Genomic DNA, 24,853 nt, shown 5'->3' on the forward strand with positions numbered 1-24,853 from the left:
AGATAGATCGGTATGTAGCATTGACTCTTTTCTATATTCGCCATTTTACTGAGGTGAGATGGCGAATTTAATAGGAAAGTTTATTGCATTTGCTAGGATTTTGGCTTAAATAATTTTTTAGCAAAAATATTATTCTAACGGGGTGAATGAAATGGATTATCGTAATACATTATCAAAGGTTATTGAAGAAAAACGACAAAAATTAATTTCTGTAAGTGATCAAATTTGGGGTTATGCAGAAACAGGATTTGAAGAGTTCCAATCAGCAGAATTATTATGCAACACTTTAGAAGAAGAAGGCTTTACTGTAGAAAAGGGAGTAGGCAATATTGATACTGCCTTTATTGGTAGTTATGGGACAGGAAAGCCGATTATTGCTGTTTTAGGTGAATTCGATGCACTAACTGGATTAAGTCAGGTTGGTGGAGATATTCAATATAACCCAGAAGTAACGAATGGCAACGGACATGGCTGTGGCCATAATTTACTTGGTACAGGAGCATTAGCTGCTGCCATCGCAATCCGTTCATATTTACAAGAAAACAATCTTGAAGGTACTGTTCGTTACTATGGATGCCCTGGTGAGGAAATCGGTAGTGGTAAAACCTTTATGGTAAGAGAGGGGCTATTTGATGATGTAGACTTTGCAGTATGCTGGCATCCTTGGTCTCGAAATTCAGTTTGGTCCATGTCATCTCTTGCCTGTTATGAAGTTTCATTTAGATTTAAAGGAAAAAGCTCTCATGCTGCTAGCACGCCTCATCTTGGTAGAAGTGCACTCGATGCAGTTGAACTAATGAATGTCGGCGTTAACTATTTACGAGAACATATTATTCCTGAAGCAAGGGTGCATTACGCTGTAACAAATACAGGTGGTGTTTCACCAAATGTTGTACAAGAAAAGGCGGATGTATTGTATTTTATTCGCGCACCACGTGTAGCTCAAGCAGAAGAAAATTATCAACGCATCTGTGACGTTGCAAGAGGAGCGGCTCTTATGACTGGTACACAAGTGGAAATTGATTTTGCTTCCGCTGCTTCCGATATATTGCCGAATAACACATTAGAGAAAGTCATGCATGATAACTTTGTTGCTTTAGGTGTCCCACAATATGATGAAAAGGAACAACAATTCGCGAAGGACATTCGTGCAACTTTATCTGAGGCCGATAAAAAAGAAGATATTAAGGCTAATAAAGAACTAGAAGGCAAAGATTTAGCGCATGTTATCGATCCATTTATCCCATCAAACGGAATATTGCCAGGTACGAGCGATGTTGGCGATGTGAGCTGGGTTGTCCCAACCGTACAATGCATGGTAGCATGTGAACCAATTGGAACACCTCTTCATACTTGGCAGGTCGTTTCAACAGGAAAAACTTCAATTGCACATAAAGGTATGCTACATGCTGGTAAAGTGATGGCGGCAACTGCTATTGCAGTGCTACAAAACCCTGAAGTTCTGGAAAAAGCGAAGCTAGAATTAATTGAACAACGAAATGGTGAGGAATATGTATGTCCGATTCCTCCTGAAGTGAAAAAGTATAAACTTCAAACTGTTTAAAATAGCTAAAATCCACTGTGCTCATAGGCAGCGCAGTGGATTTTGTGCCAGGCACTCAAACAATTTTGAATATTTTTTACGATATAGGTTGGTAGGGGGATTAACACCAAACAATTACTTCATGAGGCGTAGTTTGTGCGGGAATGCTTCTTGTAGTAGGTCCATAAACAACAATGAGAGTGCGATTTGCAGGACTTTTTGAAAAAGGCTGCCCATTTCTAAGCAAAATAGGCGTGTATGGTGCAAGATTTAATTGTAATTGACCATCACTACTCAACAATTGAGAATTAAAAAAGTCTACTTTTACATTTTGATAGCTGTTTTCTTTAACAATAATAAGTGCTTGATATTGAGGAGGGTAGATTAAAGGTACAGGTGCATTCGCATCATAATAGCCAACAATGCGATCACCACGGCTTACAACTTCGTGATTTACAAAATAAGTAGAAGGTGAAATAACAAAATTAACAATGCCGCCTGCACCATTTTCTACCGTCATTAACGTATAACATCCTTCACTTTCCCCATTTTGCCCGACTGCAAAATCATTTATCTGTGTAACGGTACCCTGAAAAAAATTAAAATTGACCATAGTCATTCCTCTCTTAAAAAAAGTTTAATCAACTGTTTTCCGTCTACAAATACGAAATTCACCATCTTTTAATACATGTCATTTTAATCTATGTCACAAGTCATTTATGGGTGACAAGGGTTTGTTTCGCTTAATTTTTTATTAAAAAGGAATAATATATTTTTTTCACAAATCACTATATACTTAACTTGGACTTTAAACGTAATTTTTCTAAGGAGGGGAGCCTTTTGAATTGGATTTCTAAAAATAAGAAACCCTTTTTAGCATTCATCGTTATTATCATAATTATTGCGGGTCTGCTCGATATTAAATATGAGGGACTATTCTTTCAAATGTTACCTAAATCTTTGCAATCTTATTTAGCTAACATGTTTTAAAAACGTTTCAGCTTATATGAAATCTTTTTATAAATAAAAACGCATTAGCTTGGCCAAACTTTAAAATGAAAAGCAGTTGAACAGATTATCTGTTTTATTACTTTTCAATAAAATCAATGGGGGATGGCTATGTCAAATATAAACACAAATTGTAACAATGCAAAAGTTAGGGACAAGCATAGTGCGAAAAAACGAGAAGTAAATCAAAATGGCAAAAAGCTCTATAAAGAGGAGTTTGGCTCTGATTTCGATTTTGATGCAGCTTCAGCTCAAGCAAGTAACTTTACCGAAGCGCAAGGGCAAAAAAATACCCAGCAACCGGTAAGTGAGCGGACTGCATGGCACTAGTTTTTATTTGACAACTATTCAATTCATTGAGTTAAGGACTAAGGTGTAAGCCTTAGTTCTTTTTTATTTAATATAAATAAAGATAACTGCTGCTTGAAATTTCCTGTAGGAGTCGTCGACTGATAATAGGCATCAAGCATGACTTGTTGATGCCTATTAATAACAATTCGGTCTTTTATTGTAGAAATAAATGATTCATCTATAATGTTTTTCTTTAATTCATTTCTTGTGGAATTTTAATTGTGACAGTCGTCCCAATTGTTAAGCTTGAATTGATTGTAATTCCATAGTTAGGGCCGTAGTATAATTTAATGCGTTGATCTACATTTTTAATGCCAACGCCACCAAGCTTTGTTCGCTTCTCTGTAGATTCTCTATTTAGTTGTTTGACGTCAAAGCCCTGTCCATTGTCTCGAACAATAAGCTCCACATCATCTCCACTAGCTATTGCACTAATATGAATATGACCATTGCGAGGGACACTTCGAATACCGTGATATAAAGCATTTTCAACAATTGGTTGTAGAAGGATTTTTGGCATTCGTACGTTTCGTATCGATTGATTGCAGACAATCTTGTAATTTAATTTATCACCGTAACGTTCTTTTTGAATAAACAAATATTGACGAACATGATCTAATTCATTTTCTACAGTTGTCATTTCATTTCCCCCACTAAGCGATAAGCGGAAAAATTGAGCAAGTGCTTTTGTTATTTCAATTACTTTCTCACTGTCATTAAACTCCGCCATCCATACAATTGTATCTAATGTATTGTATAAGAAATGAGGATTAATTTGACTGTGGAGCGCACTAATTTCAGTTGCTCTTAAGTGTTTTTCCTTTTCAGTAATTTCCTGCATTAGTTTTTCAATTTGCCCAATCATACGATTGAAATATTTTGCTAAACTTTGTGCCTCAAAGCATCCTTTTTCATCAATAGGTATTTCTTTTAAGCCATGTTCGATATTTTGCATCGCTTTTTCTAAACGTTGGAATGGTACCGTAATTCGTCCAGCAAATAAAGCAACACTTACCGCAGCTATAATAAAAAGAGTCATGCCTACTAATAAAAAGATTTCGAGCAGTTGCCTTTTTATCATTAAAAGTCCGTCTTGTGAGGAGACTCCAACAAATGTCCAGTCGGCATTATTTAGCTTATAGGTGTGCGTTAACGTATTTTTTTCTTTATCATAACCCGCTTGATTGGCGATAATTTGCTGTAATTGTTGTTGTTTTAAGTAATTTTCGAAATACGCGGTATCCTTATGATAAACGACTTCTCCGTTGTCATTTATAATGAAAGAAAAGCCATCCTTTCCTAAATCCAAGTTAGCTAAAAAGTCTTCGATAACTTTATATTGGATATCGATAAGCAATACACCAATATTTTGACCTTCGGCATTTTTTATTTCGCGGCTAATTGAGATTACCCAGTTATCTTTATCCATTGAAAAGTGCTGCATGCGAGCAGATGTCAGTACAGGCTTGCTGCCATTATTAACAGCTGCCACATACCATTGTTCCTTCATCATATTGCTCGACATACTCATAATTAATCCCTTTTCATTAGACAGTACTTGTCCGTCTTTACTAACAATTACAACCGATTGAATGAATCGATCCGTTGCCATCGTTGTTTCAATCATAGACAGTAAACTATGCTTAATAGTAGGGTCTCGCTCTGCACTCGAAAAATAGGTTACGAGCTGGGCGTTTTCAGCGAGCAAACCTGATACGGCTTTGAGACGATCGATATAGAGATCAATATACATACCGCTTTTTTCAACTGCCGTTTTTGTGCTAGAGGTTGCTTCACTTAACACAACAGAAGCAATACTGTAATACAAAATAACGCACATTAATAATAAAATAAGACCACTCGCTTTTAAATAATGAAGGGCAATTTGCATGCGTAAAGTATTCAATATATTTGATTTCTTCATCGCTATTCTCTCATTTTTTCTCTAAATTGATTGGGAGAAATATCAAATTTTCGTTTGAATGTAGCGCTGAAATAATTGGGATCATCAAAGCCTACAGCAGCTGCAATTTCGTACACTTTCATATCTGTGCTGAGCAAAAAAATTTTCGCTCTATCTAAGCGGATGGATAGCATATAATCTTGAAAGTTTTTACCGTATAGGCTCTTAAACAAGCTACTTAAATAGGAATTACTGAGTGCCATTTGTTTTGCTAAATAGCTTAAAGAAAAATCGACATTTGCAATGTTACGGTCTATTTCTTTTTGTATTCTCGCTTTATAGCCTGTGTCATTATTTATGTTTGTTTCACTCAAAATGCCTTCCACAAGCCGAGATAGCTCATGCTGACTTTGTGTTGCTTGAATTTTTGCTATCAGATTTTTTAACGTTTCTTGAATATCATTTTTAGAAACGGGTTTTAAGACGTAATCATCAATGCCTGCCTTTAATGCAGTTACGGCATAATCAAAATAGTCATAGCCTGTAATAATAGCAATTTTTACATTAGGTTTAATTGTTTTTGCTGTAATGGCAAAATCGAGGCCGTTCATTTTCGGCATATTGATGTCAGCTAAAACGAGGTCAGGACTATGGTTTTTAAAGCTTTCAAGTGCGGTCTCTCCATTTGATGCTTCAAATACTTCAGAAATGGAAAGCTCCTCAAAGTTAACAAATGAGCGAATTCCTTTTATGATGATTGCTTCATCATCGACCACTAATAATTTGTACATCACATCACCTCTTTGAGAAAATACATAAAGGGCTGTCCTATCAGTAGCTCCACGTATGCAAAATGATATTCTAAATTGTAAAAATCCACTACACTTCCGGTGGGCACAAGGTAAGCCGCAACCGACGCTAATGCGCCGCGTGTTGCGGCTTATGATGCGTGCGCTCCCACAGGGGTCTTCGTGGATTTTTACTTAGCTAGTAATAAATATGACTACTTACAGTGCTAGGAGGATTCCAAATTGTTTTGGTGACTGGCACTGATTTCAGGAGCGTACTATTATTTAGTTAGCGGTATTAAGTAACCATAACCAGCTGATTCCATTTCAGCTTGTGGAATAAATTTAATCGCAGCACTATTTATACAGTAACGCAAACCACCACGATCGATAGGTCCATCGTTAAACACATGTCCTAAGTGACTATCACCCGTACGGCTTCTCACTTCGGTTCTAATCATATTAAAACTCGTATCTTTAAACTCAAGCACCACGGCTGGATCAATCGGCTTAGTAAAGCTTGGCCAACCACATCTAGAATCATATTTGTCAGCAGATGAAAATAGTGGCTCACCTGTTACAATATCAACGTAAATACCAGGATCATAGTTGTCCCAGTATTCATTTGAGTAAGCCATTTCTGTACCATTCCCTTGTGTTACTCGATATTGCTCTTTTGTTAACATTTTTTTAATTTCCTCATCACTTGGCTTTGGATATAAAGCTGGGTCAATAAGGGATGGCATTTCTTGATTTTTCAATGAATCAAACTCTACATGACAATAGCCATTTGGATTTTTTTCAAGATAATCTTGGTGGTATTCTTCTGCAAGTGTAAAGTTTTTAAGTGGTTCCACTTCAGTAACAATCGGGTCATCGTAGCGTTCTTGTTCTTTCGCCACTACCTGATCAATGATTCGTTTATCTGCTTCATCTGTATAGTAAATCCCCGTACGATATTGTGTGCCACGGTCATTTCCTTGCTGATTTAATAAGGTAGGGTCAATAATTTGGAAGAAATGTGTTAATAGCTTTTCTAAATTAACTCGTTCGGGATCATAACGAACATGAACCGTTTCCGCATGCCCTGTATTTCTCCAAATAACATCTTCATAAGTTGGATTTTCTGTATTTCCATTGGCGTAACCTGACTCTGCATCATAAACACCGTAAACACGTGCCATATATGCTTCTACACCCCAGAAACAACCACCTGCAAGCCAAATATCTTTTAAATTATTTGTATCAAAATTTAAGTTGACGTTTGGGTTGGGTGGATACTTAGATTCTGCTTGGGCTGTACTTACACTACTAGTTAACAAAGAAGTATCGACTGAGCAAGCTGATAAAAATAATAAAACACTAAACAATACACCAAATAGTTTTATATTCATTAGATGTACCTCCCTTTATTATTGGATACTTTTAAATTTCTCAATAATTTGTGGATTACTTACATGGCCAGGCAGTGTTTGAATGAGTTGACCATCTGAGCCGATATAGGACGATGTTGGATAGGCTCGTATATTGTATTGTTTCGCAATTGCACCATCTTCATCTAATAGCACTTTAATATTGGATGTTCCTTCAACACCGTTAAACCATTTAATAAATGCATCACTCTTTTTTTCATTATTGAAATTGGGTGATACGATGCTTAAGACAACAAAATCCTGCTCTTCCCCAGCTAGTGTATTTAATTCTTCTAAGCCTGCTAAGCAAATGGAGCACCAAGAGGCCCAAAATTTCACATACACTTTTTTGCCTTTATAGTCAGCAAGATTGTAGGTATCGCCCTTCGTATCAACTAATTCGAAGTTTGGAGCGATAGTCCCTTCATTTTTAGCTGCTGCTTTCGTTGAGGATGTCGAATCCCCCGTGCATGCCCCTAAAAGAAACACTGCTGCTAACATGACAAGGAGCAGTTTAAAATTGTACATGTTAAGTCTCCTTTCTTATTGTGGAATGAGCGTAAGTAACAGATTTAAATTATTTGTCATTAAGACAATTCCCATAAAAATAATGATAATCCCACCGGCAATTTTAATTTTCCCTATATGCTTATTCATTTTTTTAACATGTTGTAATAGTAAATCAGAGAAAATAGCAAGAAGTAAAAAGGGGATTAATAGCCCGAGCGCATAAAAAAACATCATAAGTGCCCCATAAGTGGCCTGTCCCTCGCTAGCTGATATTCCTAATACCGCCCCTAAAATAGGCCCGATACAAGGCGTCCAGCCCATACTAAACGTAAGACCCAATAAATAGGTACCAAGTAAATCACGTTTATCGCTTCTTTTCAGTTGTACTTTTGTTTCTTTATGGAGCACTGCTAACTTCAAAAGACCTATTTGATGTAGGCCGAGCAACACGACTACTACACCGCATACGGCGATAAACCAGTCTTTATTAATAAACGCACCAAGAAAACCGGCGCCAAATCCTAAGATGACAAAGCTTGTAGAGAGACCAAAAACAAAAAGAAGCGTCTTGAAAATTAAATGTGGGTTCACTTGCCATTTACCTAAAGCCCAGCTGTGTTGTATAGCGATACCACGCTCATTGGTTGAAAGTACTGAAAAGTAAACAGGTAGTAATGGGACTATGCAGGGGGAAAGGAAGGATAGTATCCCTGCAATAAAAACTGTACTGAATAAAAGCTGTTCGCCCACGATTGAAGCACCACCTTTCTTGTATAGTTTTATAGTAAGAAAAGTGAATGAAAAGCAACATAGAATGATTTCATGAAACTCTTAGATATAATCTTGTAATGAATTTCACGTGTGTAAGGCAGCAGTTTTGCAAGGATAAATAAAAAAGTGCAATTTAATTTACTTAATATTAAGCTAGAAGGAAATGGTAAAATATTAAAAAGGAGGGATTGCTATGGCGATGATTCGAAAATATGGGATGTTATTAGGGGGATTCGGCTTTTCATATCTTGGCAATTGGATTTACCTTGTCGCTTTAAATTTAATGGTTTGGCATTTAACTTATTCTGCGACAGCAGTTGCGGGTATCTTTATAGTTGGTCCGATTGCACGTATACTGACCAATTTTGTGGCAGGCTCAATTATTGATCGGTCGAACAAAAGAAAGATAATGATCGCAATGGATGTTATACGTGGAATTATTGTTTTCCTTATGCCATTTATAACGTCTATCTGGCTCATCTATAGCTTGTTATTTTTAGCGAATATAGCGAGTAGTTTTTTCGGGCCAAGTAGTACATATTATATTGCGAAATACGTACGCGATGAAGATAAGCAACGTTTTAACGCATTATTAGGCACATTAAATTCAGGTTCTTTTATGTTAGGTCCTGCCATCGCAGGTGTCCTTATTGCTGTTTTTAATATAAGTATCGCCATATGGATTAATAGCGTGACATTTTTCGTTTGTGCGTGGGTCATTTCGCGTTTACCGAATATAGAAGAGCAAGTAGAAGAGAAGCGTGTAGTGCTTACAATGAGTGTAATAATAAATGATTTTAAAGTGGTTTGGACTTTTATAAAGCAGCAACGGAATTTCTTGAAATTTTTTATGTCCTATCAAATTGCACTAATGGTTGCTTTTGCATTAGATTCACAAGAAATGACTTTTATAAAGAAAGTTTTATCTGCTTCGGATAGTCTTTACGGTGTGCTAGTAAGTATTGCTGGCGTTGGGGCTATTGTTGGTGGTTTATTGGCAATGATTTTAGTACATAAATTTTCAATTGCTACCTATGTAGGGGTTGGACTTACGTGTACGATGGTTTCCTATACCGCCTTTTATGCATCAAGCAATATTTGGTTTGCTACGTGTTGTTTTATCACGTTAGGAATTTTTATGGCATTCAGCAATACTGGATACGATACTATCTATCAAAAAAATATTCCGCCAAATTTAATGGGACGATTCGGTAGTTCTGTTAGCCTTGTTCAAAGTGTTATACAAATTGTACTTACGTTTAGTTTAGGTATATTGGCAGACTGGTTTTCACTACAGCTCGTAGCAGTCATTTTTGGTGCAGTCGGTCTTGTGTTTGCACTCTTTATGTCTATCTATATAGCAACAAATAAGCAAGCACTGCAAATTAAAGAAAGTAATAATTAGTATTTAAAAGTGTGAGTATAGCGGAAGAAGAGGTTCGAGCAAAAGTAAGGACGATTTGAACCTCTTTAACATGCATAGTTCTAGATTTTTAGCTTCGAAAAACAAAATGTAATGGAACGTTTTACATAAAGTGAACAATAGAACAGTATGCCAGAAACAACAAGTGCTAAAGGTATACTGAAAACGATCGGGAGATCTTCGCCTTGCCAAATACTCATTTTAATTTGGTCAATGCCTACAGTTCGTAAAATACCAGCAAGTATTGTTATTAAGGCACTTACAACAAGCCCCACATATAGGACGGTTAGGACAACTAGTGCTAACGAGCAAAAAAATCCACGTATCATATTCATAGTTGCACCCTCTGTATAATTTGTTGCACTTTCGCATTGGGAGAAATAGTATAGCATTTTGTGTAATAAAGCGTTTGTATTGTACAATGACTGCCCACTACAACAACATCTCCTTCAACGACCTCCGCATTTGTATAGGAAAGATGCAAATGTTTTCCTGTTATCGATTTACACTGAAGTTTTTTTCTAACAATTGAAATCGATAATTTATCCTTCTCTATCGTTATATCTTCGGCAATTAGCCGATCAATCTCACTTGCTCCTGATAATTTTAAGTGGAAATGTGCTGCATGTATTTCTTGTGCCTTAACAAAGCCAATCGCGTGAAACTGTTGTGCTTGTAAATTTTGCTCAATTGTTAATTTCCCTGAGCTATTAATAGTCGCTATTTGTCCATTGCGTATCTTTAAATTCCCCGCAGTCGTCACTTCCGAAATTTCACAATAATCCTTTATAATACAAGACCCTGTATTTTTTAAAACATGCGCCATAACACATGAATGGAACGAGCTATGACCATGGGTGGAGATTGTTTTTAAGCGAACGTCTTGAAGTAAAGTGACAGCACCGCGAATCTTTAATTGTTCACAGTCAGGTGCTAAATCATTAATAGTGCCACTCGTAAGCGTAATACTACGTTGCCTCTGTATCCCTTCATTTGACATAGTAATCACCTCTTTAATTTAGTTTATATATATTTTAATTATTAAAACATATATTAATTAAAGTATATGTCACTTTACTTTGTCAAGAACAAAAATTGCCTAGCCTCTTGTGCATGTAAATAACGAAGGCAATAAAAAAAGGATTTCAAATTTATTGAAATCCTAAAAAATTTTTTGCATTAATTTATTCACTTCAATTAACACTTTTGCTATCTCGGCTAGTTTTTCTTGTGGAAACTTCAAAAATATTTCATGTACTTTTGTCTCTCCATCATTTGTTAATATCATGTTTACGACGCGTCGATCTTCATTTTCTCTCACTCGTTGTAATAAATTTAATTTTTCTAGTTTATCGCACATGGACGTAACAGCACCAGGGGTTACGCTAAAGAAATCCGCAATTTCAGTTGCTTTCATACCACCATTAATTTTTAGCTGTAGAAGTAGAATTAGTTGGTTTTGTGATAATGATTCACCTTCTGATAGCAGATTAACAAACATCATCGATTTTTGTTGTATTTCAAGCATTTCTCGCATTATCACTTCTACGTTTTGCATTGGGTTATTATTTAACATTTGATCACAGCCTATTAAAATATTTACTAATTAAATTATATAGCAAGTATAGGATTCATGTTAAGTGAATAACTCTCAAATTCAAAGTGAGGTTTTTGCACTTACGTTAGGCTTTTTTAACAATAGTTTTCCTACTATAAGGACATCCACCATTAAAAGCATTATAGGTATTAGAAATAACAAATGTCCAATGCCTGGAGCAAATATTGTTACCGTAGAAAGTGGCCCGAATAATTTGGGGAATCCAATTAAAATAAATAAAGGGAGTAGAATATTAAATATAATTAGTGACAACCAATTAAGGACTGTACGGAAGGTTGATATTTTCTGTTTGTTACGTTTGAAATTTTTATAGACCGTGCGAGCAATTAGCAGAATGATTATTACGAATATCAAATCAAATATTATATATTTCATAAAAGGGTTACTATTAGATATAGTAGGTTGTTCATGATGGACAAGTTTGTTAAGGCCACTAACTATGGCATCATATTCATTTAAATTAAAATAATCCATAGCATTGATTTGAAGACTAATACCGTATTGCCTATCTAACAACACTTTTGCATAAGTATTTTCTGTCCATCCATTATGGGAGATGACGTCATTATTTACTTCCCAGCCCATGGCATAATAAGTATTATGCGAAATGAACGAGGATGGTTGGTGCAGAGTATGCATTGCGTTTGCTGACAAAATGCTTTTTCCATTAAATTTTCCTTCATTCAATTGTGCCATCATGTAATTAGCCATATCTTCTGCGCTAGAAATAATGTAACCAGAAGGAACGGTGCCATCATGGATTAATTGCTCTGTTGGTACCTTCATGCCGAATACAGTTTGATAGCCGTGTGAGATAGTATTGTTGATATCATCTTTTGGATCAGCATAGCTATTGTTCATTTCAAGCGGTTTAAATATAAATTCATCTATATACGCTTTATAAGGGGTATTTGTAACTTCCTCTATGATTGCACCTAAAATGCTATAATTTAAATTCGAATATTCGTAGTGTTTACCAACAGGTGATGACAATTTTATATTTGCTAAGCTTTGTACATGTTCTTTTAATGTTTTATCTCCTTGCGATATCGCTACTTGACCATCATATGTAGAAAGACCGCTCGTTTGGTTTAGTAAGTGTTGAATGGTTATTTTTTTAGATTGCTCTTTATCTGCAAGTTGGAATCCTGGTAGCACATTGTATACTAAATCATCTAAATGAATTTTCCCTTGTTCTACAAGCTGCATAATGGCAAGAGCTGTAAATGATTTACTAACTGATCCAATAACAATAGGTGTTTGTGGTGTCATATTTGTGCCATCTGGGCTAGAGACACCATACCCTTGCAAATATTCAACATGATTTTCTTTAACGATAGCAAGTGAAACACCTGGAATGTTCAGCCTATCGATTTCTTTTGCCATAAACGCATTAATAGCAGCAATATCTAGAGTTTTATCTGTAACATCACCGGTTGCAAAGACAACACCGTTAACAGTCGTGAATAGCATGAGCAAGGTCATGGCGAAAATTTTTAGAATGGCTAATTGTTTTTTATACATAACGTATATTCCCTTTAAACGTATTTTGCCTTACTGAAATAAGGGCTGGCTACTATGTGAGCACTTGCACGATGCCTTACATTGTAGAGCTTTTATATAGTCTTCTTTTATAAACATAAAAATACATACTTAGTGGCCACCAAAGAACTAAAAAGATTGGATAGATAGCCCAAATTACGCTTGGGGAGGAAACGATGTTGACGATAATAAAAAAGATACTGATGTGAATGCTAGCATACACCGAGAAGGCAACAAATGTTTTCTTCTTAGCGTGATATAGAGATAAGGGCCACCATATAACTAAAAATGCAGGGTAGATTGCCCAAGGATATGGGGGGGACATGATGAAATTTGTTATTGAATAATAAATGATTGTACTTGCGCAGCCAATAAGTGCTATGTTCATGGATTTAGCTTTTTCCTCTAAAAACATAAGAATAGGCCACCAGACAATCGGATATATGGCGTATATGAACCATAAATGCTGCGGTGAATACAAAAGATTTTCAATGATAAGGAAAGCAATGACCATAGCGCTGCAAATTACAGCGTACTGTTTGTATAGTTTTTTTGACATGAAATATAAAGTAATCGGCCATAGCAACAACAATAAGCAAGGGTAAATAAACCATATCGTGTTTGGCGTTGTTGAATAATTGACAATTCCTAAAAACAGCATAGTCATCAAACTACCGACAACAGAAAAACTAATGTAATGCTTCATTTTACTCACTCCATTTCTTACGTGACCATACGAAATACATTGAAAGCGGCCACCATAGTATGGCGAAAATCGGATAGATTGCCCAAATTGTATTTGGTGTGTAGTATAGATTGATAAAAATAAAGAAAGCTGTTATTAAGCCACTTCCCCATAAGGAAAATTCTAAATTTAACTTCGCCATACTTTTCTTTTCTGGCGGCGCTTTTACGCCTAATTCTTTTTTTAGATCGTCAATATCTCCGAATTCAACGATTGCTTTATTAATTGCATCCTCTTCTTCTTTTCCTTGCTCCATTAAATAAAATACTTTTTCTTCAAGATTTTCGATGATTTCCTGTTTCACCATTTCTGTTTCATTATTGCGTGGCATGTCTTTAAATAGCTCATCAATATGATGTTTGATTTTTTTCATTCTAAGCCCTCCATAAATAAGTCGATAATTTCCTTCACTTCTGTCCACTCTTTAACAAGCTCGCTTAAATAAGCTTTGCCTAACGAGGTGATGCGGTAATACTTCCTTTTGCCTCCATGTGATACATCACCATAATAGGCTTCAATTACTTCCTTTTTTTCTAAACGTTGAAATACTGCGTATAAAGTTGCTTCTTTAATTTGAAAACGATTATTTGTACGGACGCTTATTTCTTGGGAAATTTCATAGCCATAACGATCCTTCTCTAAAATTAGCCGTAAAATAATTGAATCCAAATGTCCGCGGATAATGTCACTTCGAACCATAAGTCACCTACTTAACCTTTATTGCTCTATCTGATGGAGTAATATTAACAAAGATTACTCTATCTGTCAAAGTAATATTTGGAACTTTATAGAAAAAATTTTATTCCATAATTTAAATATAAAAACCGATAATGCAGGATGAGTATCCTGCATTATCGGCTTTTTAGAAGTATGGATTGTTACAAATATAATCCTGCTAGAAAAATCCCTAAAGCTTCTTGGTAAATGTCATCAAACTGACTGATTGGGAGCGGGTTCGTACCGCTACCTAGCTCCACAGTGAACCCTGGTCTGCGCCAGTCTTGTATGAACCAATCTTTATAGCCAGCATAGCTATTTGCTGATTTAACAGGCTCATAACCACTAACACGGCTAAATTCCTCCACCATCGTTTGTGATTCAGGTGGCTCAAGATTTTCAAATCCCCAATAGATTACTTTACCTTGTGTATGAAACGCTAAAACCCAAGCAAAATTGCTTCTCCGCGTTAAATCGGCCATGGCGATAGCTTCAGGTTGAGTCAACGGTGCTTCTCCTCCATAATCTCGCGGTCCTGGTGACTGAGGGTTGCGAGCACTTTCTAGGTCCCATTTTGCCGGGAATTGGTCGTTTAAATCGACACCATTGATATTCGCCTTCCATCCAGAAAAATCGGTACTATCATTGTTCCAAGTAATGAGCTTATTTTTTAATGCTTCATTATCTGGTGGGCCATGGAGTACTAAATTAACACCATCAGGGTTAACCATCGGTACGATCGAAAGTGTTGTTTGCTCGTAAAGAGGCAATGTGGAAAGCCCTCGAATAGTCGTTTGATTTGTTAGTGAGAGTAGGTAATCGTTTAGAAATGTCATGATGATCGGCGTAGTAATCCATTCATTGGCATGAAAAGAACCGTTATAATGAATTCGCTTTGAGCCTTTACCAATAAGAATCTCAGGCATTTCCCGCTGTAAAACGGAGTTGCCAATGGAGGCGTTTTGAAGAAATGGATAGGCAGCTTGTAGCTGTTTAATATCATTTATCATAATGTTGTAGTCGTAATTTTGTTTACCGTTTACGATGCGCCAAGTGAGCCTTTGGGGGACTTGAATTGTTTGGCCAATGTACAGTCGATTTGGATGAACATCGGGATTGGCAAGCAAAATGGCATTGAGCTGTACATTTTGACTTTGAGCAATTTGCCACAAAGTGTCTCCTTGTTTGATTGAATAACTAGTTGTAACAAATCCAGGAATTTGAACGCGTTGTCCAACTTGAAGTCGTTGAGGGTTGATGTTTTGGTTGGAGTCTATAATTAGTTGAAGAGGTATCTTATATAACTCGCTGAAATACCACAGTGAATCACCGGGTCTTACAAATATGTCCACAGTTTTTCTCCCCTTATTTCAAAATCGTTCATTATAAGATGTATATGAAATTATATAAAGCTTATTAATAAATAAGTGCCAGGCACTGAAACAATTCTGAATTTGAACGCGGTAGAAAAATTTTAAAATAAGGAGATTTGATGAATTCGCTGCTCTGTGAGGTTTTAGCTATAGGTATTCAAGGGAAATTAACTAGAGTTGAACAAAGTAAAGTCAACCTGTCAATTTCAATTCCACCATTATACTGTTAATATAACTATAGGACAGTAAAAGGTAGGGGGATTAAATGTATAAAAAGATAAAAATGGGTATACGTACAAAGATTACCCTCGGCTATGTAGTTATTATTCTTTGTTTACTTGCATCAGTGATTATATTAAACAATCAAATTACTTCCCTACAACAGGAAAGGAATCACATTATTAAATATGATGCTCAAGTTCAAACACTTACCAATCGTATTGAAAAATATATTTTAGATATGGAATCGAGCCAACGAGGCTATATTATTACCGGTGATTCGAGCTACTTAGAACCGTACAATAACGCCGAAGAAAATTGGAAGATCGATTTTAATGAATTGTATCAGTTGTTAGAAGATAGGGGGAACCAACAAGAGAAGTTAGATGCTATTAAAGTGACGATTGATCATTGGATTGCAACTTCGGGCGAACCGACAATAAGATTTAAAAAAGAAAATAATACGGAAGCATTAAATGAATTTTTCAAAGTGGACATTGGTCGTAAAGATATGGAAACGATGCGAAATCAGTTTGATGCTTTCCGTTCAGATGAGAATGTGTTCACACAAAATAAGGCCAAGCTATTGGACAAAAAAAATAGTAATTTAACATCAGGCTTGTTTGGTATTCTAGTGCTCGTATCTCTCATCTCAATCGCCATTGCTAGTGGGATTTCGCGGTCAATTGTTAAAACAATGAAAGAAGTCACACAAACAATTAAAGAAATGGCGGCTTCAAAGGGTAACTATCGAACAAGAATTCATGTCAAAACAAACGACGAAATAAATGATCTTGCAGTTGCTACAAATGAGTTGTTAGATACATTTGAGCGAAGAGAATGGTTGCAAGCTAATATCGCTGAAATTGTCACTAAATATCAAGGGATTTCAGCTATTACGAAATTGGCTGAAACTTTCCTTTCAGAAATGTCGCACAAGACAGGGTCTTCATTCGGTGCTTTTTATGTTCGGGAAATGCATAATAGCGATGTCTATTTTGTAAAAAAAGCTGCCTTTGCAGATGCTGGAGATAATATTGGGATTGAAAAATTTAAAATTGGACAAGGTTTAATTGGCCAATGTGCGCAGGAAAAACGAGTTTTCATTAACGATGATATTTCGAAAGATTATCGTTTAATAGGAACAGGCTTAGGTGAGGCGCCACCGAAGAGCATTTTTATCTTCCCAATCATATTTGAGGATGATGTAATAGCTGTCGTTGAATTAGCAACAATGACTAGCTACACAGCGCTACAGAAAGAATTAGTGAATCAAATAATTGAAACATTTGGGTTAACGGTTAATAGTATTTTAGGTCGTATGGAAATTGTACGTTTACTAAACGAATCTAGAGCTATGACAGAAGAGTTACAAGTTCAATCTGAAGAGCTACAAACGCAATCGGAAGAATTGCAAATGCAAACAGAAGAACTAACAATGATTAATGAACAGCTAGAGGAAAGAACAAAAGATGCTGAAATTAAAACACAAGAATTAGAAAAAGCTAAAAAAGAATTGGAAGACAGCTCTGAGCAACTTGTATTACATTCTAATTATAAATCTCAATTTTTAGCTAATATGTCTCATGAATTACGAACACCGTTAAATAGCATTTTAATTTTATCTGAAATGTTATCGGAGAATGGCAACAATAATTTAACTGAAGAAGAGATGGAATTTGCAAGAGTCATTCATTCATCTGGTGAAGACTTACTCGTATTAATTAATGATATTTTAGATATATCAAAAGTTGAAGCTGGGAAAATTGAAATAATTTTCGATGAAGTGAACATGAGTGAAATGCCGATACAAATTGAGCAAATCTTTGCTCCTGTAGCGAAGAAAAAAAATCTAGAGTTGCAAATAGTGAAGGCAGAAAATGTTGCTGATATTTTCTATACAGATGAGAAGAGATTCCAGCAAGTTTTAAAAAATTTATTATCAAATGCACTAAAATTTACGGAACAGGGTTATGTGCGTGTAGATATTAAACAGCTTGACCTTGAACAGTTAACAACTAATATGCAAGATGTAAGCTCAGAATGGCTTGAAATTACAGTGTCTGACACAGGAATAGGTATTCCAAAGGACAAACACCAGCTAATCTTTGAATCATTCCAGCAAGCAGATGGTGCTACTGTAAGAAAATATGGTGGAACAGGGTTAGGTTTATCTATTTGTAGAGAATTTTCAAAATTACTTGGTGGCTGGGTTTCATTACAAAGTGAAGAAGGAAAGGGCAGTAGCTTCTCTCTTACTATTCCAAGTTTACCTAATGGCATAAATGAGGCGACAACTATTGATTCTGCTGTTGTTGAAGTAGTGGCTACTCTTGAAGCTCCTGAGGTAGTTGAAATGCAGGAGAAAGTGGATGAAAGCGACATTGTCTCTCTACACGAAGTAGAAGTGTTCCAAGGGAAAAATATATTAATCGTAGATGATGATTATCGAAATATTTATGCATTGAAAGCAGCACTTGAAAATAGAGGTATGAATATTCTCGTTGCAAAAGATGGATTAGAATGTTTAAAGATTATGGAGACGAATAACAAAATAGATCTTATTCTTATGGATATCATGATGCCGAATATGGATGGATACGAGACGATGTCTATTATTCGAACAAAAATGAAGCTTACAGATTTGCCAATTATCGCTTTGACTGCTAAAGCGATGAAAACAGATCGTGATAAATCTTTAGAAGCTGGTGCTTCGGATTATATTAGTAAGCCATTAAATTTAGATCAATTAGTATCGGTGTTACGCGTATGGCTAGTTTCTAAAGGGAGATAAAATAAGTATGGATAATCAATTCCAGAATTTTGAGCTAAAGCAACAATTGAATAAGCATTCGAATATGGAAATTGAGTTACTACTCGAAGCAGTCTATCGTTTATCAGGTTTTGATTTTCGACAATATAATCAATCTTCTATTTCTCGTAGAATATACAATCGAATGAGGGTTAATAATATTCCAACGATTTCTCGTGTATTGGAAAAAGTAATACATGAAGAAGATTTTTTAGAGCAGCTTTTAAATGATTTTTCAATTAATGTCACGGAAATGTTTCGAAACCCTAGCTTTTTTAAAGCTTTCCGTAAAGAAGTCGTTCCTTATTTAAAACAGTACCCCGAGATCCGAATATGGCATGCAGGATGTGCAACAGGTGAGGAAGTATATTCAATGGCGATTTTACTACAGGAAGAGGGACTAATAGATAGAGCGGTCATTTACGCAACGGATATGAATGAGCATGTGCTAGAGAAGGCAAAAAAGGGCGCTTTCTCAATCAAAAAAATGCAAGCATATACAACGAATTATATGCTTGCTGGCGGAAGCCATGCTTTTTCAGAATACTATAAAACAGACTATCAATATGCCTATTTCCATCCTGAACTATTGAAAAACATTATTTTTGCACAGCATAATTTAGTGACAGATCAATCGTTTAATGAATTCCATGTAATTATATGCCGAAATGTATTAATTTACTTTTCACCTGTATTACAAAGCCAAGTACATCATTTATTTTATGAAAGCCTAAGTCAAAATGGCTTTTTATGCTTAGGAGATAAGGAAACACTTCGCTGTGAAGCAATTATTTCGAAATATAAAGAAACCGTAGGCGTTGAGAAAATTTATCAAAAATTAGATTAATAAGCGATAGCAATTATAAAAATCCGCTATACTTTTTGCTTAGACATTGCTTTAATGCATGCTAGTAGCAGAAGTGTATGCGGATTTTTGTTTTTGTCGCTGTCTAATTCATTTTGCCTGTGCTTGAATCATTAATACACACATATCATCAGGTTGGTTTGTTTGCTTTTCTTTAGGAAGCAAGTTATCAATCAGACATTGGGTATAATTCCATTTACTAGATGTTAGCGTTTGCAAATGTTTTTCAGACTCTATTTCACATGGGCCCATCGCCTCTAACACACCATCTGTATATAAAACAATTTGGATATCTTTTTCATATTTAATAAGTTGTTTTTCTACCTTTATTTCTTCAAAGAAACCGACAGCACAACTTCCTTGATTTAAAGGAACTAATGTTTCTTCGTCAACAAGAGCATATCCAGAAGGGTGACCCGCGTTTACGTATTCAATCGTTTTTTGTTCAGTATCAATCACTATGTAAATAGCTGTAAAGTAATGAATATTTTCTTCCTTAGCATTCTGTAAAAGCGTCATATAACGGTTCAATTCCTTTATGACCAACTCGGGTTCCACGAGCTGTTTAACAGCTTCTCTTAGGACGGACGAGATAAACATACAAACAAGTGCAGCTGAAATACCGTGACCCATCATATCAAGCAAAATGATGGCATAGCGGTTATCGTTTATTTTATACCAATAATACATGTCGCCTGCTAAATTAGAGGATGGGAGGTAGGAAACCTCGATTTGAATATTATCCTCATGTAAAGGTGCACTTAATAAACTGCGTTGTACATGTGTAGCCAAATCTAATTCATATTTAATTTTTGCTTCTTGTTTTGTATGCCAATCTAATTCCGCCTTCAATCGTAGGGCAACACGAATTCTTGCAAGAAGTTCCGTCTTATTAATGGGTTTTGTAATATAATCGACCCCTCCAATATCAAGTGCTTCTGCGAGTTTGTTTTTATCTTCTAATGCTGTAACGAAAATAATTTGAATGTCGTTGAATTTTTCATTTTGTTTAATTCGTTTACAAGCTTCAATACCATCTACCTCAGGCATCATAATATCTAATAGTATTAACTCTACGGAACTACCCGCTGGATTTTTAGCATCTAACTGAAGATAGTCAAAAAGCTCATAAGCTGATGAAAGAGATACACAGTTTTCATAACCTGCATTTTTTAAAATTTTTTCAATTACAAATAGATTGACTTGATTGTCATCTACAAGAAGAATTGTCATAGTTTTTACCCCTTATTCTGCTTGGATGTTGATGAAATGCAGATTATAAATTGTATTAAAAATACTCTTAATATCATTATTATACAAAACATTAGAAAATAACGGTATTTTAATGAAATTAAGGCATATTTTACTAGGTAATAAGTTTGCGTTATTATAGAGGGGACTATGTTTTTCATAGGTGAAAGTCGTCGATGAAAAGCGAAATAATAACAACTACATTAATACCCTAAAAAACCGTTTAACTAACCTATTTTTTTAATAAAGTTTCAACTTTATTTAATTTTAGCCTTCTTAAAGCCGCTATAAATATCAAACGCACTTGCTAGAATGGTAATAGCAATACAAACGAATAGTATACGATCTAATGTTACCATAATCTTTGCAGCTGTGGTTTCCATAATAGCTGCCATATATGGAATAGCAGCACTATGAATAAAATCAGGCTGGTTCGCCATGGCAATAAAAACAATGGTACCAATACAATGAAGAAGTGCACTTGTAATGGCAATTGGCATGGTCCATTGCCGAATCTTCCATTTATATAGAGTTAAGGCAAAACTTAATATTATCCAACATAAAATAATGGGTTTAAAGGACAAAAGGGTATCTTGATTGAAAATTGGCATGACAAATTTTAAACCAATTCTGTCATCAGATGAGTAAATTCCGATAAGATGAGAAGCGTTAAAATAAATGAAAGAAAAAAAGGCTATTCCTAAAAAGCTAAATATAATATCACTTAGTGGTATGTTGTTGCTTTTAGAGTTTACTATAATTTTGTTTAAATCTTCAGGTGTCCATTCATTGCTCCCCGTGATAAAGGGAATTTGAATTTTAGTGGTACTATAGCGCTCCGCTATAATAAAGGTAATGGTAACCCAAAAAAGTACGTGGAATACTACGCCAATAACGCTGACAATTGTTGTAGTAAATGCTTTGATTATTGTAGTTAAAAATATTTCTTGTTCTGGAAATGAAAAAACACTACTAACAAGGTGAACAATCAATGTTATAAGAATTGCCCAGGGAATAATCAATTTAATTGTCTGAATGTAAGTATTGTACAATTCAGGACCAATTAAATATTTTGGGCCGTCTTGATAGTTCACAGCAAGCTTTGCAGGGTCCCCTAGCTTCAATAACACTTCTTTTACCTCTAATTCTGAATAATTGTCGGGTAACATATCCTCAATTGTTGATTTTAGCTCAAGCTCAATAGCATTTCGCTTGTTTTTAGCGATCCTTCTCGTCACTTCATAAATATAGGCATCAATCAGATCCAACTTTTTCATCCTCCTCAGGTAATGTATATAGCTCTTACAACGTTGTTAGAAGCTGTACAAGAGCTAACGTACTGATACATAATCTTTTGGGGCCATCTTTTATACTGTGTTTGCTTTTTCACAGTAGGTTAATTTATAGAGAGTAATCATTGTTGTTTATGGATGCTCTCGGTTTGAGATGCAAGCTCATCATTTCATGGTGCTTTATTGTTATCATACAGCATTAAAAGTCTTGTGGTAATATATGTTATTAATAGATGCTTGAAATAATGTAAAAGCAATTGGCCTAAACCTAAATTATTTTGGACATTAGGAGGGTGTAAATGCGAATTGTAAAGAAATTACTACAGGAAGATGAGATTTTAAAGTATGTAAATATTGTGATTGGTGCCTATCCAGGGGTAGAACAGAATGATTAATATCTGTTTTTAAGCATAACCTAAGCAATGAACGTTCTATAAATGTTTTAGGGGATGGATGAAATGGCTCTAATCATTTAATTCCAAGTGCATATCAGGCATTGCACAAACTTTTCTTTGTTTTTGAAAAACCAATGTGTTTGACAGCCTTTTAAGCGTAAAGAGAAGTACACTGCATATAGTAGATTACTCCTTTTTAAAAAGAATCGATGAACGAATAGGTCTTTCTAATGGGGTAATATTAATAATAAAATAGCTAATAATTAAAATTAAAATAATAAGGGAATAAATTAAAGTGTTAATAGGATGATCGTGCTCAACGATAATTAATCGAATCATGGCAGTTATGCCAATATAAATAAAGTATCTTAGTGGGAAATGATAATCCTCTTTAAAGTACTTAATAATCATCGTAATAAATTCAAAATACAAAAAGAAAATTAGAATATTCGCGAGGAAAAGTTTATAATCACCAGTACCATCTGCTAATAATATGTGTAGAAATTCAATTAGTTCTTTCATAAGCAGGAAGGCTAATATAAGAGCTAACAATACAAGGCATACGTTAAGAAACAGTTGTAAAGTTTTTGGCACAGCTTTCACGAGTTGCGTATATGTATAATGCTTTTGGTTCATGTTATTCCTCCATTTTCTTATTTAAAAATAATATTTATTTTATAGAATATGAAAAAAACATTATAAAGAGAATGGTGACTGACAGAATAATTGTTACTATTTCGTGTATTTTATTAATACTATAGAATATAACATGACAACGTAAACATGGAATGCGTAATACTGTAAATTACTGTATAGTATTGTAAAAGAAAGTTTTTAAAAAAATTAGGCGGTATGCTAAAATAGATGTGCATGAATATAAAATAAAAGGGGTTTTTTTAAATGGCAAATGCAGCAAAAAATGATGCAAAAATTACACCAGAGCGTTTGGAAGAAGCGTTAGATGTTCGTGACCGTCTTATTATTGAATTATTAGTAAAGGTACTTGACGAGAAATTAGTCATTGAACGTCCTGTATTACGTGAGCGCTTAGGTAACCTTGTTGAGCTTGCTAATCATGATGCAGAATTAAAAGAAACTTTACATGCAGTAATCAACAAGCTGTAAAAATTATTTCTGACTATAGACAAATTCAAAGCAATTTGAGTTTGCCTATAGTCTTTTTTTATTAGCATAAACGAGAGATAATCGCGTGCTCTACAAATAAAAAAACAAAATATCTCGAAAGTGCACGAGATATTTTGTCTATTTGAGCGACTTTGAAAACAGCCGTTTTTAAAATATTAATATACTTTATCGCCGTTGAAAATTGAATTCTTTACAATTACATAATCTACATTTCGAATAGCTTCTAGCTTAGTGCCACCTGCATACGAAATAGATGATTGAAGGTCTTGTTGCATTTCAATTAAAGTATCTTTTAGGCTACCTTTATGTTCTACAAACATTTTTTTACCTTCAACATTTTTCTTCTCACCTTTTTGGAATTCAGAAGCAGAGCCGAAGTATTCTTTTACTAATTTACCTTCGATTTCGATTGTTTCACCTGGTGATTCCTCGTGACCTGCAAATAAAGATCCAATCATAACCATTGAAGCACCGAAACGAACAGATTTAGCAATATCCCCATTTGTGCGAATACCACCATCAGCAATAATTGGTTTAGTCGCAGCCTTTGCACACCAGCGTAATGCTGCTAGCTGCCAACCGCCTGTGCCGAAGCCTGTTTTAATTTTTGTAATACAAACTTTCCCTGGTCCAATCCCAACTTTAGTAGCATCTGCGCCCGCGTTTTCAAGTTCACGCACAGCCTCAGGCGTCCCAACATTACCAGCAATAACAAAGCTATTTGGTAAATGTTTTTTAATATGTTGAATCATACGAATGACAGCGTTTGAATGACCATGTGCAATATCAATTGTAATAAATTCAGGAACTAATCCAGCAGTTGCTAACTCTTCTACAAATGCATATTCCTCTTCTTTTACCCCAACACTAATCGAAGCGATTAAATTGCGATTTTGCATATCTTTAATGAAATTAATGCGTGTTTCGGGATTGAAGCGGTGCATAATATAAAAGTAACCGTTTTCAGCAAGCTTTGCTGCGATATTTTCATCAATAATAGTCTGCATGTTTGCAGGCACTACAGGTAATTTAAATTTGTGTCCACCTAAAGTTACAGATGTATCACATTCTGATCGACTTTCTACGATACATTTTGCGGGAATTAGTTGAATATCCTCATAGTCAAATACGTTATCCATTATATACACTCCTAAAATACGAATATTTTT

25 protein-coding genes are annotated in these 24,853 nt (G+C 35.1%); 7 read left to right on the plus strand and 18 right to left on the minus strand.

What is annotated here, in order from left to right; translation table 11 throughout:
- The first annotated feature begins 151 nt into the window (after positions 1 to 151).
- Entirely contained in the window at positions 152 to 1,564 is a 1,413-nt protein-coding gene (locus NSQ74_RS03960) for a M20 family metallopeptidase (protein ID WP_340821627.1), read from the plus strand.
- 100 nt (positions 1,565 to 1,664) lie between these two features.
- On the opposite strand, the gene NSQ74_RS03965 is transcribed toward NSQ74_RS03960, so the two are convergent.
- The gene (locus NSQ74_RS03965; protein WP_340821629.1) at positions 1,665 to 2,156 is read right to left on the minus strand and encodes a hypothetical protein; all 492 of its coding nucleotides are present in this window, start codon (positions 2,154 to 2,156) and stop codon (positions 1,665 to 1,667) included.
- A gap of 227 nt (positions 2,157 to 2,383) precedes the next feature.
- On the opposite strand from NSQ74_RS03965, the gene NSQ74_RS03970 reads away from it, so the two are divergent.
- A complete protein-coding gene (locus NSQ74_RS03970; RefSeq protein ID WP_173479196.1) occupies positions 2,384 to 2,533 on the plus strand; it encodes a hypothetical protein in 150 nt (49 codons plus the stop codon).
- Positions 2,534 to 2,662: 129 nt separating this feature from the next.
- Entirely contained in the window at positions 2,663 to 2,881 is a 219-nt protein-coding gene (locus NSQ74_RS03975) for a hypothetical protein (protein ID WP_340821630.1), read from the plus strand.
- Between the two features lie 214 nt (positions 2,882 to 3,095).
- On the opposite strand, the gene NSQ74_RS03980 is transcribed toward NSQ74_RS03975, so the two are convergent.
- The 5 genes from NSQ74_RS03980 to NSQ74_RS04000 form a co-directional block, all read right to left on the minus strand.
- A complete protein-coding gene (locus NSQ74_RS03980; RefSeq protein ID WP_340821631.1) occupies positions 3,096 to 4,826 on the minus strand; it encodes a cache domain-containing sensor histidine kinase in 1,731 nt (576 codons plus the stop codon).
- A gap of 2 nt (positions 4,827 to 4,828) precedes the next feature.
- Positions 4,829 to 5,596 carry a response regulator transcription factor gene (locus NSQ74_RS03985; protein ID WP_340821633.1) on the minus strand — a complete coding sequence of 256 codons (768 nt, stop codon included), beginning with the start codon at positions 5,594 to 5,596 and terminating at the stop codon, positions 4,829 to 4,831.
- A gap of 278 nt (positions 5,597 to 5,874) precedes the next feature.
- Positions 5,875 to 6,987 carry a bifunctional peptide-methionine (S)-S-oxide reductase MsrA/peptide-methionine (R)-S-oxide reductase MsrB gene (msrAB, locus tag NSQ74_RS03990; RefSeq protein ID WP_340821634.1) on the minus strand — a complete coding sequence of 371 codons (1,113 nt, stop codon included), beginning with the start codon at positions 6,985 to 6,987 and terminating at the stop codon, positions 5,875 to 5,877.
- A gap of 18 nt (positions 6,988 to 7,005) precedes the next feature.
- Entirely contained in the window at positions 7,006 to 7,533 is a 528-nt protein-coding gene (locus NSQ74_RS03995) for a redoxin family protein (protein WP_340821635.1), read from the minus strand.
- A gap of 15 nt (positions 7,534 to 7,548) precedes the next feature.
- On the minus strand, positions 7,549 to 8,265 hold the full coding sequence (locus tag NSQ74_RS04000) for a cytochrome c biogenesis CcdA family protein (protein ID WP_340821637.1): 717 nt from the start codon (positions 8,263 to 8,265) through the stop codon (positions 7,549 to 7,551).
- A gap of 214 nt (positions 8,266 to 8,479) precedes the next feature.
- On the opposite strand from NSQ74_RS04000, the gene NSQ74_RS04005 reads away from it, so the two are divergent.
- The gene (locus NSQ74_RS04005; protein ID WP_340821638.1) at positions 8,480 to 9,691 is read left to right on the plus strand and encodes an MFS transporter; all 1,212 of its coding nucleotides are present in this window, start codon (positions 8,480 to 8,482) and stop codon (positions 9,689 to 9,691) included.
- Between the two features lie 80 nt (positions 9,692 to 9,771).
- Here NSQ74_RS04005 and NSQ74_RS04010 read toward each other — a convergent pair whose 3' ends face one another.
- The 8 genes from NSQ74_RS04010 to NSQ74_RS04045 form a co-directional block, all read right to left on the minus strand.
- Complete coding sequence (locus NSQ74_RS04010) at positions 9,772 to 10,044, minus strand: hypothetical protein (protein ID WP_340821639.1); 273 nt, start codon at positions 10,042 to 10,044, stop codon at positions 9,772 to 9,774.
- Entirely contained in the window at positions 10,041 to 10,709 is a 669-nt protein-coding gene (locus NSQ74_RS04015) for a hypothetical protein (RefSeq protein WP_340821641.1), read from the minus strand. Before NSQ74_RS04015 ends, NSQ74_RS04010 begins: the two co-directional genes overlap by 4 nt.
- Before the next feature lie 162 nt (positions 10,710 to 10,871).
- Positions 10,872 to 11,285, minus strand: a complete 414-nt coding sequence (locus tag NSQ74_RS04020) for a MarR family winged helix-turn-helix transcriptional regulator (RefSeq protein ID WP_340821642.1) — start codon at positions 11,283 to 11,285, stop codon at positions 10,872 to 10,874.
- 81 nt (positions 11,286 to 11,366) lie between these two features.
- On the minus strand, positions 11,367 to 12,851 hold the full coding sequence (locus NSQ74_RS04025) for a serine hydrolase domain-containing protein (protein WP_340821643.1): 1,485 nt from the start codon (positions 12,849 to 12,851) through the stop codon (positions 11,367 to 11,369).
- Positions 12,852 to 12,927: 76 nt separating this feature from the next.
- On the minus strand, positions 12,928 to 13,575 hold the full coding sequence (locus NSQ74_RS04030; protein ID WP_340821644.1) for a hypothetical protein: 648 nt from the start codon (positions 13,573 to 13,575) through the stop codon (positions 12,928 to 12,930).
- Position 13,576: 1 nt separating this feature from the next.
- Positions 13,577 to 13,987, minus strand: a complete 411-nt coding sequence (locus NSQ74_RS04035) for a permease prefix domain 1-containing protein (RefSeq protein ID WP_340821645.1) — start codon at positions 13,985 to 13,987, stop codon at positions 13,577 to 13,579.
- Entirely contained in the window at positions 13,984 to 14,313 is a 330-nt protein-coding gene (locus tag NSQ74_RS04040) for a PadR family transcriptional regulator (RefSeq protein WP_340821646.1), read from the minus strand. The genes NSQ74_RS04035 and NSQ74_RS04040 overlap by 4 nt, the downstream gene beginning before the upstream one ends.
- A 179-nt stretch (positions 14,314 to 14,492) precedes the next feature.
- The gene (locus tag NSQ74_RS04045; RefSeq protein WP_340821647.1) at positions 14,493 to 15,683 is read right to left on the minus strand and encodes a M14 family metallopeptidase; all 1,191 of its coding nucleotides are present in this window, start codon (positions 15,681 to 15,683) and stop codon (positions 14,493 to 14,495) included.
- A 286-nt stretch (positions 15,684 to 15,969) separates the two neighbouring features.
- On the opposite strand from NSQ74_RS04045, the gene NSQ74_RS04050 reads away from it, so the two are divergent.
- Both NSQ74_RS04050 and NSQ74_RS04055 read left to right on the plus strand, forming a co-directional pair.
- Positions 15,970 to 18,717 carry an ATP-binding protein gene (locus NSQ74_RS04050; protein ID WP_340821649.1) on the plus strand — a complete coding sequence of 916 codons (2,748 nt, stop codon included), beginning with the start codon at positions 15,970 to 15,972 and terminating at the stop codon, positions 18,715 to 18,717.
- A 7-nt stretch (positions 18,718 to 18,724) separates the two neighbouring features.
- Positions 18,725 to 19,582, plus strand: a complete 858-nt coding sequence (locus tag NSQ74_RS04055) for a CheR family methyltransferase (RefSeq protein ID WP_340821651.1) — start codon at positions 18,725 to 18,727, stop codon at positions 19,580 to 19,582.
- Between the two features lie 108 nt (positions 19,583 to 19,690).
- Here the strand turns inward: NSQ74_RS04055 and NSQ74_RS04060 are convergent, their stop codons facing one another.
- The 3 genes from NSQ74_RS04060 to psiE form a co-directional block, all read right to left on the minus strand.
- On the minus strand, positions 19,691 to 20,833 hold the full coding sequence (locus NSQ74_RS04060) for a fused response regulator/phosphatase (RefSeq protein ID WP_340821652.1): 1,143 nt from the start codon (positions 20,831 to 20,833) through the stop codon (positions 19,691 to 19,693).
- Between the two features lie 275 nt (positions 20,834 to 21,108).
- Complete coding sequence (locus tag NSQ74_RS04065; RefSeq protein ID WP_340821653.1) at positions 21,109 to 22,119, minus strand: hypothetical protein; 1,011 nt, start codon at positions 22,117 to 22,119, stop codon at positions 21,109 to 21,111.
- A 605-nt stretch (positions 22,120 to 22,724) separates the two neighbouring features.
- Positions 22,725 to 23,174, minus strand: a complete 450-nt coding sequence (psiE, locus tag NSQ74_RS04070; protein ID WP_340821656.1) for a phosphate-starvation-inducible protein PsiE — start codon at positions 23,172 to 23,174, stop codon at positions 22,725 to 22,727.
- A 264-nt stretch (positions 23,175 to 23,438) separates the two neighbouring features.
- Here psiE and NSQ74_RS04075 point away from each other — a divergent pair, with 264 nt between their 5' ends.
- The gene (locus NSQ74_RS04075) at positions 23,439 to 23,663 is read left to right on the plus strand and encodes a phosphate-starvation-inducible protein PsiE (RefSeq protein ID WP_340821658.1); all 225 of its coding nucleotides are present in this window, start codon (positions 23,439 to 23,441) and stop codon (positions 23,661 to 23,663) included.
- A gap of 176 nt (positions 23,664 to 23,839) precedes the next feature.
- On the opposite strand, the gene guaC is transcribed toward NSQ74_RS04075, so the two are convergent.
- Positions 23,840 to 24,823 (minus strand): GMP reductase, encoded by a 984-nt coding sequence (gene guaC / locus NSQ74_RS04080; protein WP_340821660.1) that lies wholly within the window; start codon positions 24,821 to 24,823, stop codon positions 23,840 to 23,842.
- Positions 24,824 to 24,853: the final 30 nt, after the last annotated feature.

The sequence above is a fragment of the Lysinibacillus sp. FSL W8-0992 genome, assembly GCF_038008685.1.
Lineage (GTDB): Bacteria > Bacillota > Bacilli > Bacillales_A > Planococcaceae > Lysinibacillus.